Consider the following 8,399-nt stretch of genomic DNA (forward strand, 5'->3'; position numbering starts at 1 on the left):
CGCACAATAAACTGCCTCCCATTTCTTATGTCCAAGAAATGGGAGGCAGTTCAATTCAGGAGAGACTGTTGCTAGTTCGAGCAATTGCAAAGAGCGCTATGACTCAGCGGCTAAGCACGCTTACGAAGACGAATACCAGCAGCTATTGCGCCTGCAGCAGCAAGCATACTGACAGAAGACAGAACAACGGAAGCGTCAGAGGTATCTGGCAGTACGCCCTTCTTGTGCGACTTGTGTCTCTTCTGCGAGCTGTTCGTGCCGTTGTTGGTGCCGTTGTTAGAGCTGCTTGTACCGTTGTTGGCGTTGCTGTTAGATGGGTCGCTTGCAGTGTCGGTCACGGTAAGAGTTCCAGAAACGTAGACGAACTCGTAGTCGTCAGCTGAGCCACCTGCAGGAGTCAGCTCATGCGTACCAACGCTCAGGTCAGTTGCGCTGAGGGTAGGAGCGGTGTAGTTGCGAGCGGTATCAGCGGTCTCGCCATTTACAAAACCAGTAACGGTGAGGGTAAGCTGAGGTGTACCGCCCTTCTCGATAGTCTCGCCAGCATAGGTCACGACAAGCTGAGCCTTATTGATTGTCCAAGTTGCATCCTTGGTGTTATTGGTGCCATCTTCCCAGGTGTAGTTCATAGGGTCAGCAAGATCAAGCTCAACTTCATACGTACCAGGATAAGTTGCTGAAACCTGGCCACTAACAACTACCTGTGGGTTAGCGGTGGTATCAAAACCACGCTGATTATGACCGTTATAGGTATAGTTGGTTGCGGTTGGAACAGCAACAGTGCCCTTCTGAACGCTCATCTTCATAGGAATAGTAAAGTCATACAGGGTACCATTCTTGATGGTGATGCGCGTATAACCATTGCTTGCAGCAGTTGGAGTACCAGAAATAGTTGCAGTACTTCTACGAGCAGCTGCATCATTCTCCATTGGACTAAGCGTAAGACCAGCAGGCAGATTGTCTACGGTAAAGGTGTCGTAACCCATAGTAGATGCAGCCCAAGGAATGGTGATTGGCTCGTTGTAGGCCTCGCCAACCTTTGCAGGAGTGATCTTGTTAGAAGGAAGCACTACGCCAGCGGTATTATTGGAATTCTGGAACCTGGTATTCTCGATAGTCAAATCACCGCCATTGGTGGTGGTAAGGTCAATCTGAACAACCGTGGAGTTCTTAACGGTTGAAGTTCCCCTGTTATCAAGGCCGTTGTAGAACGTAACATTGTCAAAAGTTACGTTTGCACCAGCCTCAACAATAACATCGCCCTCAAACTTCATATTTGAAATGGTTCCGTTAAAGCCTGCTGGGAAAATAATGCGAGAACCCCTAGGGCTCAGACCAGCGTAAACCTGAACACGAGTACCATTGCCCAGGTACGTGCTCTGGTAGGTACTAGTAATATTGGTTACAGTAGTAGGAACAGTGAAGTCCTGAATAGAAGAACCGCTACTGGCACCAATAGTCACCCTTGAACTAGAGAAAGACCATGTGGATACAGCGTCCATTGCAGTCTTGTTGTTGCTGTAGATGTATTGCAAACTACTAGAACCATAGCCCGAGAGCCAGTCAGTAATCTCAAATGTTCCATCTGCGTAAGCCTTTGTTGTAAATGGCGAGAAAAACAAACAAGCTGCAATCGCCATCACAACAGCAAACTGAGCACGGAGCCTACTTGGCACATGCTTAACGTACATAGAGCTTCCCACAATCTGACTGTTTATATGAACTCTCCAATTGAGTCACAACAGTTTTGCCCATTGAACACCCGTATCTTATCAGATAAGTTAGCCATAGGTAACAAAAAAGACCCAAGTTTTTAACCTTGGGTCAAATAAACGTTTTAAGTAATTTACTTAGGTACTTAAGCACTTATAACTGCTCGTTGTTCTGGCGTCATTATGCGCTCTCTATCTCATTAAGCTCTGCATCAACCAATGTTGCCCCAAGGGTATTTTTGAAATGCGCAAGCGCAAACTGATGATTCTCTGGCGTCAGCGACGCAACTGCTGGTTCGACAACCTCAATGTGATAGCCCAGGTTGTAAGCGTCAACCGCTGTGTGAAGCACGCAGATGTCGGTAAGAACACCAGTCAGAATAACTGTGTTAATGCCACGTTCCCTCAGGCGAATATCAAGATCAGTTCCCGAGAAAGACGAGTAATGGCGTTTGTCCATCCAGAACACATGGCTATCGTCTTTGTGCTGCTGATAAAAATCATTCAGAGGGCCAAACAGGTCTCTACCACTTGTTCCAATAATGTTGTGAGGTGGGAAAAGTTTAGTCTCTGGATGGAAATTGTCCCCTGGGTCGTGAGCATCAATAGCAAAGAAAATATAATCGCCACGATCAAAAGCACACTTTGTAGCCTCATAAATAGCATCTGAAATAGCCTGAGCCGGCTTACCTGCTGTAAGCTTTCCATCATCTGCTACAAAATCGTAGGTGTAGTCAATCGAAATCAAAGCCTTCTTCATGTTTGGTCACGCTTTCTTTTGTAATGCGGGGCATACCGCTACTTGTACATCCATCGGCGTTTGTTACGCAAATCAACCCATGTTTAGTATTGTTAAAGCGTATTCAATTAGCAGTAATGAGTAGCCAATCATAAGTATGAATAGGGTCATTACTGTAAATTTGAGGAACAATATGAGCATATCTATGTGCATATTGATTCTCCTTAGTTGTGTTGTTTGTGTATGTGCGCTTAGAAACCATGCAATGCTTGCGTCTAATGGTGCTGATAGTAGATAGAGTAGGCTCATATCAACGGCACACTTACTTCTTCTGAGAGATTATCAGGTCGACGTTTTCTGTCTTATTGTCTTCCATACTCTTACCACCTTTGATGTGGTAATACTCAACAACTGCATTTACCTCAGTCTGATCAGCAAGAGGCTTTTTCTGATTTGCACTATTAATAACAAATGCAAAGACCCTCTCGCCACTTTCAAGATAGTTAGAATCGTTAGCCCATACGGAATTCTCAGAATTATCTAACTTAAAGGTGCAATTCACCCAGTTTTCAGACCTGTTGATAACCTCAAAGACGTAGCCTTCAGAGTAACCATCTGGGGATTTAGCAATACCAACATACCTGACATAAAGATCGTCATTATCGATAAGAACTTTGTCCACCTCGGTCTTCAGCTTAAAGCGCATCTTGTATTCGCCCTTAGTAGAAGAGAAGTTATACGCAATAGTACCCTTGTCTGCCATTGCATCAAAAGGCTTGTACTTAAGGCTGGAATAATCACCAGATGTTTTAGTAACTTGCTTCAGGACTGCCTTGGAACCGTCAGAGCCCTCAACGGTCATCTGACCCGAGGAATCAACGGTTGCTGTATAGCTGCCAGCATTACCTGCAAGGGTGATAGTGAGCTTTCCATTAGCATCAACAGACCAGGTAAAAGGCTTCTGAGCGCCAAAACGGATGAAATTGCCTGTGCCGTCATCAGCAAAGTCATAACCATAAATTGACTTCATGGATTCTACTGCCGTTGGGTAAACACTCTCGGGGATATCTCCCTGGCTAGGATCACTAATAGACTTTGCTTCCCAAACGCCCACAAACGGAGCGCGCGCAGCCTTCTTCTCTTCTGCTTCCTTCTGAGCTGCAATCTCTTCAGGAGATGGTCCGCCGATGTTAGGAGTGCAAGCCGTAAACACAATGCTGGTAGAAAGCACAAGTGTAAGTGCAAGCATAAAAAGTAGTCTACGCTGTTTCAAGAAAGTCCCTCCAACACCAAAGCTCTCTAGATTGACAATGTCCTTTATTGGCGACACTTTTTTGACAAAGTTCATTATGCTCAATCTAGATATCGTCTGAGTGCATTACTTATTCTGTGAAATCGTCAAATCAAACTGCTCGGTCTTCTCGTCTTCAAGACTGGTTCCATCTGCAACATGGGAATACTTAAAAGTTCCCTGAGATTCAGAAAGCTTAGCCAGAGGTACATCTGCTTTGGAGCTATCAACTACAAACTCATAGAATCTCTCACCAGGCTCAAGAACATTAAGAGCTGTTCCAAACACAGTGGAATCCGAATTATCCACCCTAAAGTCATATGAGGCCGTCTTATCGGACTTGTTGATTACCTCAAAAACATAACCTTCGGTTTGACCGCTTGGTGTTGTGGCGATTCCAACATATCTGACGTACATGTCGTCATTATCAACAACAACCCTGTTGACCTCGGTAACTACCTTAAAATTCATGTAGAAGTCATCATGGGAGGACTAATTTCCTCCAATAGTTCCCTTACCCGTAAGCGCATCAAATGGAGCATATTTAAGAGAAGAGTAATCACCTGAGGTTTTAGTTACTTGGGTAAGCACTGCCTTGGAACCGTCAGAGCCCTCAATGGTCATCTGGCCTGAGGAATCAACGGTTGCTGTATAGCTTCCGGCGTTGCCAGCAAGGGTGATGGTAATCTTGCCATCGGCATCAGCGGTCCAGGTAAAGGGCTTCTGAGCACCAAAACGGATGAATAGTCCAGTGCCGTCGTCGGAAAAGTCATAGCCGTAAATGGCCTGGAATGTGTCTCTTGCTGTTGGATAGACACTCTCGGGAATCTCGCCCTTCTTTGGATCACTAATAGACTTTGCTTCCCAAACGCCCACAAACGGAGCAAGAGCAGCCTTCTTCTCTTCTGCTTCCTTCTGAGCTGCAATTTCTTCAGCCGAAGGCCCACCAATGTTAGGAGTGCAAGCTGTAAACATAACACCAGCAGAGAGCGCCAAGACAAGCGCAACAACTGGCAGTATTTTATGTTTTTTCATCAAGTGTCCTTTCAATGGTGGTGATCAATCTGAAGATATGCGTTCTTTTGCTACTCAGACTTAGGAGGGATATTTAGATCAAGTTCTAATCTCTGCCTTTGCTGAGTAAGTACGCTAGTTATTGGGTCATTGTAAATAGTATCAACCGTAGCTTTTGGATTAGAAAGTGCCACAAGAGATCCTGGTGTTTGCGAGACATTAGGAACGAACAAATAGAACTTCTCACCAGGTTGTAAGGAGGCTTGACCAAAGGCTTTCAGAGGACCATGTAGATCTCCAAGAGAGAACTCTCCGTAAAATGACTCAGGACACTTATTGATAATCTCAAATACGTAACCTTCTTGAGAGCTTCCTGGTACCTGAGCGATAGCATACAGATTCATATACAGCTTATCTGTATCGATAAGAACTTTATTGACCTCTCGAGTTATTTCAAAATTCTTAAACTTGAGATCGTTATACCTAATCATGGTTGGTACGGTACCTTTATTGGTAAGTTGATCAAATGGCTGATAGGTAGCACTTGCATAGTCTCCAGCAGTAGTTGAAATCTGCTTAAGCTCGGCGTCAGTCTCATCGTAGCCAGTGCCCTTGAGCCTTAACCTGCCAGTCTCAGCGTCAATCTCTCCCGTAAAAGATCCCGCAGTACCCTCAAGGGTAACTGTAATCTTTCCTTCTGCATCAACAGTCCAGGTAAAAGGCTTCATTATGCCAAAGCGAGTAAACAAGCCAGTTCCATCCTCAGCAAAGCTGAAAGCATAAATTGCATGGAACTGTTCTTTATAATCGTCGTAGGCTTCTCCCTCCCTCAGGTTTCCTAGTCCGGGTTCGAAGATGTCATAAGCTTCCCAAACACCTACGATCTGACCAGCAGACTTTTTGTTTCCTGCGGGACTATTATCCCCTGATGAACAGGCACTGAGCACTGCACTTACAGAAAGCACAAGTGCAAGCAGGCATCCTAACAGCATTTGACGCTTTTTCATTAAACTTCCTTCCATACGTGCAGCGATATAAAACCAACTTTTAGCAGTTATTTGCTCTGTCCGGTAGGCAAATCAAATGTCACGGTTTTATCGTCATTATGAAGGGCGCCATTGCTAGAGTGGTCATACTCAAGAGTGCCTTTTACATCTGTGACTTCAGAAAGTGACTTATCTCTACGTTGGTTATTAAGAACGTACTCATAGACTCTCTCACCTGGCTCTAACACGTTAAATCCATAAGCCCAATAGCCATCGGTTGGATCTTGAATAGTAAATTGATAGACGGTTGTATAATGAGTTCTATTAATAACCTCAAAGACAGAGCCTTCAAAACCCTTAAGGTCTTTAAGGGAAGCGATGCCAATAAGCCTTACATAGAGCTCATCGGTATCAACAATGACCTGATCAAGCTCAGTGGTGATAGTAAAGCGTAGTTTAGTTTCATGCGATGACTTGTTTTTAGAAATGTTGCCCGTTCCTGTTAATGGATTAAAGGGCTCATACCTAATATGAGAATAATCACCTGAGGTCTTGCTTACCTGAGTAAGGATAGCTTTAGAACCATCAGAGCCCTCAACGGTCATCTGACCTGAGGAATCAACGCTTGCTGTATAGCTTCCAGCATTGCCTGCAAGGGTGATAGTAAGCTTTCCATCGGCATCAACAGACCAGGTAAAGGGCTTCTGAGCGCCGAAGCGAACAAACAAACCAGTGCCATCATCAGAGAAGTCATAGCCATAAATTGCTAGATAAACATCTCTAACATCTTTGTACATGTCTTCAGTGACTGTGCCCTTATTTTCATCTTCGATTGACTTGGCTTCCCAAATGCCTACATAAGGAGCAAGAGCAGCTTTCTTCTCTTCTGCTTCCTTCTGAGCGGCAATCTCTTCAGGTGATGGTAAACCAAAAATATTAGGGCTACACGCAGTAAATACAACACCTGATGAAAGCGCAAGTACCAGTGCACAAGTCAGTACTAGTTGACGTCTTTTCATTAAGCATCCTTTCAGTGGGAGCAGTGCCAAATTAAAAAATTTAAGCCTCTACTATCCAATATGTTACAATAAATCTCTCAAATAGGATAATTATTTATATCCTGAATAGTTCTACCAGCTAAAAGGAGGACGCTTTATGTCACTTCCAACTCCACCAGAAACACCACAAAAACCCGCTCAAAAACAAGAAACTCTAAGCAACGTTTATCTTTACGATAAAAACGACACCTCCCCAATTCCTCTTACTTACGATGTAATTGATTTTGGTAAACCTCAGGGAGCTGCTAGCCCTCTTGTTGGTTGGGCAGCCGGTGCGTTTTTTGCTGTTGGCGGCCTCTGGAATTTCTTTAATTTAAATGGTGAGGGCACCATTTTTGCAGGAATTCTTTTGTGCGCCATTGGTGGCTTACTTATTGCAGCTGGTTTCTTTATGAATGGCTATAGCATTATTGCTAATGCAAACGGATTTAGGTCTGGAACAGCCAATAGCGGAGAAGTTACCGAGTGGCCTGTTGATCGTGGTTACTTTACTGTTAAGGTCCGCCTTGGTACAAACAAGACCGCTCGCATGGCTATGAACAGCGCAACTCTAACTATTACTAGACCAGATAACCTTCCTCTTTCTGTCCAGCAAGTTACTTTCACTGGTTCTAACACTGCTGAACTTAAGCAGCACTGTGAAGTACAGGCTGACCGTATCTGGAACTGGGCTGTTGCAAAGGGATATATTTTTTAGCGTATCCTAAAAGCTCGTTTAACCGCGAGCCAAAAATCAAAAGATACCTTAAAAAGAAACGCCCCTAGAGAATCTTATTTCTAGAGGCGTATTTGTTACTTATTAGCTCTTGCAGTTTATTACTTCATTTTCTTGCGGAGACCAAGTGCAACAAGAGTAGTGCCAGCTGCTGCGATAACACCTGCTACAGAGCTTGCGTCACCTGTATTAGGCAGAACGCTCTTCTCGCGCCTTGGTGCAGGAGTTTGGGTTGCATCAGAGGCAGGCACAACTGGAGTGGGCTCTGGTTCTGGCTGAGGCTCAGGTTCTGGCTCTGGTTCTGGCTCAGGATTTGGTGCCCAAAGAGGAGCAAAAAAGTAATAGTAAGTTGTAGTGTCGTCACGCAGGTCATCAGTAACGGACCACGTGGTAATATCAGCAAAATTCACGTGAACAATTCCATTAGCATCAACGGTGTAAGGCATTGACTGGTCAGGAGTTGCGTTATCCCTTTGATTACTGAGAAGTATTTCTGACGAATATCCTACCAGCGTGTAACCATCTCGCTGAATATTTCCATCAAAAGTAAAACTCTTATGATCGTCTGAAATCGTCGCAGGGATATAGGCATTTCCGTTGTATTGAGTGCCGTATGCGCCGACAACAAGATTAATCCTAATATTCCAACCAACTTCAGGATCATAATAACGAACAATAGTTGCACCATTGTCATCTGTTGAGGTGGTGCTGGCAGCAGCCTCAGTTGAAGTGGTTGTCTCAGTTGTCGCAGTCGTCTCAGCTGCGGTGACTGCTTCAGTTGCAGCGGACGACTCGGTCGAGACGGTTGTCTCAACTGTGACGGTTGCCTCAGCTGCATCGTTAGTTGCAGTCGTTGCAGTAGTTGCGGTTGCTTCTGTCACCTC

Annotated in this window: 9 protein-coding genes; 1 reads left to right on the plus strand and 8 read right to left on the minus strand. The window is 44.6% G+C overall.

All coding sequences use genetic code 11. From position 1 onward, the window contains the following. Positions 1–110: 110 nt before the first annotated feature. The 7 genes from RWJ43_RS04875 to RWJ43_RS04905 form a co-directional block, all read right to left on the minus strand. On the minus strand, positions 111–1,691 hold the full coding sequence (locus RWJ43_RS04875; protein WP_314008477.1) for an MBG domain-containing protein: 1,581 nt from the start codon (positions 1,689–1,691) through the stop codon (positions 111–113). Between the two features lie 202 nt (positions 1,692–1,893). Then, positions 1,894–2,472, minus strand: coding sequence for an isochorismatase family cysteine hydrolase (locus tag RWJ43_RS04880; RefSeq protein ID WP_314008480.1), 579 nt, complete (start codon positions 2,470–2,472; stop codon positions 1,894–1,896). 301 nt (positions 2,473–2,773) lie between these two features. Further along, positions 2,774–3,700 carry a hypothetical protein gene (locus tag RWJ43_RS04885; RefSeq protein ID WP_314008482.1) on the minus strand — a complete coding sequence of 309 codons (927 nt, stop codon included), beginning with the start codon at positions 3,698–3,700 and terminating at the stop codon, positions 2,774–2,776. Between the two features lie 129 nt (positions 3,701–3,829). Continuing rightward, the gene (locus RWJ43_RS04890; RefSeq protein ID WP_314008486.1) at positions 3,830–4,213 is read right to left on the minus strand and encodes a hypothetical protein; all 384 of its coding nucleotides are present in this window, start codon (positions 4,211–4,213) and stop codon (positions 3,830–3,832) included. Positions 4,214–4,234: 21 nt separating this feature from the next. Beyond that, positions 4,235–4,777: a hypothetical protein gene (locus RWJ43_RS04895; RefSeq protein ID WP_314008488.1), complete on the minus strand. Its 543-nt coding sequence runs from the start codon at positions 4,775–4,777 to the stop codon at positions 4,235–4,237. A 50-nt stretch (positions 4,778–4,827) separates the two neighbouring features. Further along, positions 4,828–5,763, minus strand: a complete 936-nt coding sequence (locus tag RWJ43_RS04900; RefSeq protein ID WP_314008490.1) for a hypothetical protein — start codon at positions 5,761–5,763, stop codon at positions 4,828–4,830. A gap of 47 nt (positions 5,764–5,810) precedes the next feature. Next, positions 5,811–6,761, minus strand: a complete 951-nt coding sequence (locus RWJ43_RS04905) for a hypothetical protein (protein ID WP_314008492.1) — start codon at positions 6,759–6,761, stop codon at positions 5,811–5,813. 136 nt (positions 6,762–6,897) lie between these two features. Between RWJ43_RS04905 and RWJ43_RS04910 the strand changes: the two genes are divergently transcribed. Beyond that, positions 6,898–7,497 carry a hypothetical protein gene (locus RWJ43_RS04910; protein WP_314008494.1) on the plus strand — a complete coding sequence of 200 codons (600 nt, stop codon included), beginning with the start codon at positions 6,898–6,900 and terminating at the stop codon, positions 7,495–7,497. 119 nt (positions 7,498–7,616) lie between these two features. Here RWJ43_RS04910 and RWJ43_RS04915 read toward each other — a convergent pair. Then, a partial coding sequence (locus RWJ43_RS04915) for an LPXTG cell wall anchor domain-containing protein (protein WP_314008497.1) occupies positions 7,617–8,399 on the minus strand: 783 nt, incomplete at its 5' end.

The sequence above is a fragment of the Lancefieldella parvula genome, assembly GCF_963530955.1.
Lineage (GTDB): Bacteria > Actinomycetota > Coriobacteriia > Coriobacteriales > Atopobiaceae > Lancefieldella > Lancefieldella parvula_A.

Excerpts from the sequence above, each read along its gene's own strand:
- RWJ43_RS04875 (WP_314008477.1), bottom strand. The coding sequence starts at position 1,691 with ATGTACGTTAAGCATGTGCCAAGTAGGCTCCGTGCTCAGTTTGCTGTT.
- RWJ43_RS04890 (WP_314008486.1), bottom strand. The coding sequence starts at position 4,213 with ATGAATTTTAAGGTAGTTACCGAGGTCAACAGGGTTGTTGTTGATAAT.
- RWJ43_RS04905 (WP_314008492.1), bottom strand. The coding sequence starts at position 6,761 with ATGAAAAGACGTCAACTAGTACTGACTTGTGCACTGGTACTTGCGCTT.
- RWJ43_RS04895 (WP_314008488.1), bottom strand. The coding sequence starts at position 4,777 with ATGAAAAAACATAAAATACTGCCAGTTGTTGCGCTTGTCTTGGCGCTC.
- RWJ43_RS04900 (WP_314008490.1), bottom strand. The coding sequence starts at position 5,763 with ATGAAAAAGCGTCAAATGCTGTTAGGATGCCTGCTTGCACTTGTGCTT.
- RWJ43_RS04885 (WP_314008482.1), bottom strand. The coding sequence starts at position 3,700 with ATGCTTGCACTTACACTTGTGCTTTCTACCAGCATTGTGTTTACGGCT.
- RWJ43_RS04910 (WP_314008494.1), top strand. The coding sequence starts at position 6,898 with ATGTCACTTCCAACTCCACCAGAAACACCACAAAAACCCGCTCAAAAA.
- RWJ43_RS04880 (WP_314008480.1), bottom strand. The coding sequence starts at position 2,472 with ATGAAGAAGGCTTTGATTTCGATTGACTACACCTACGATTTTGTAGCA.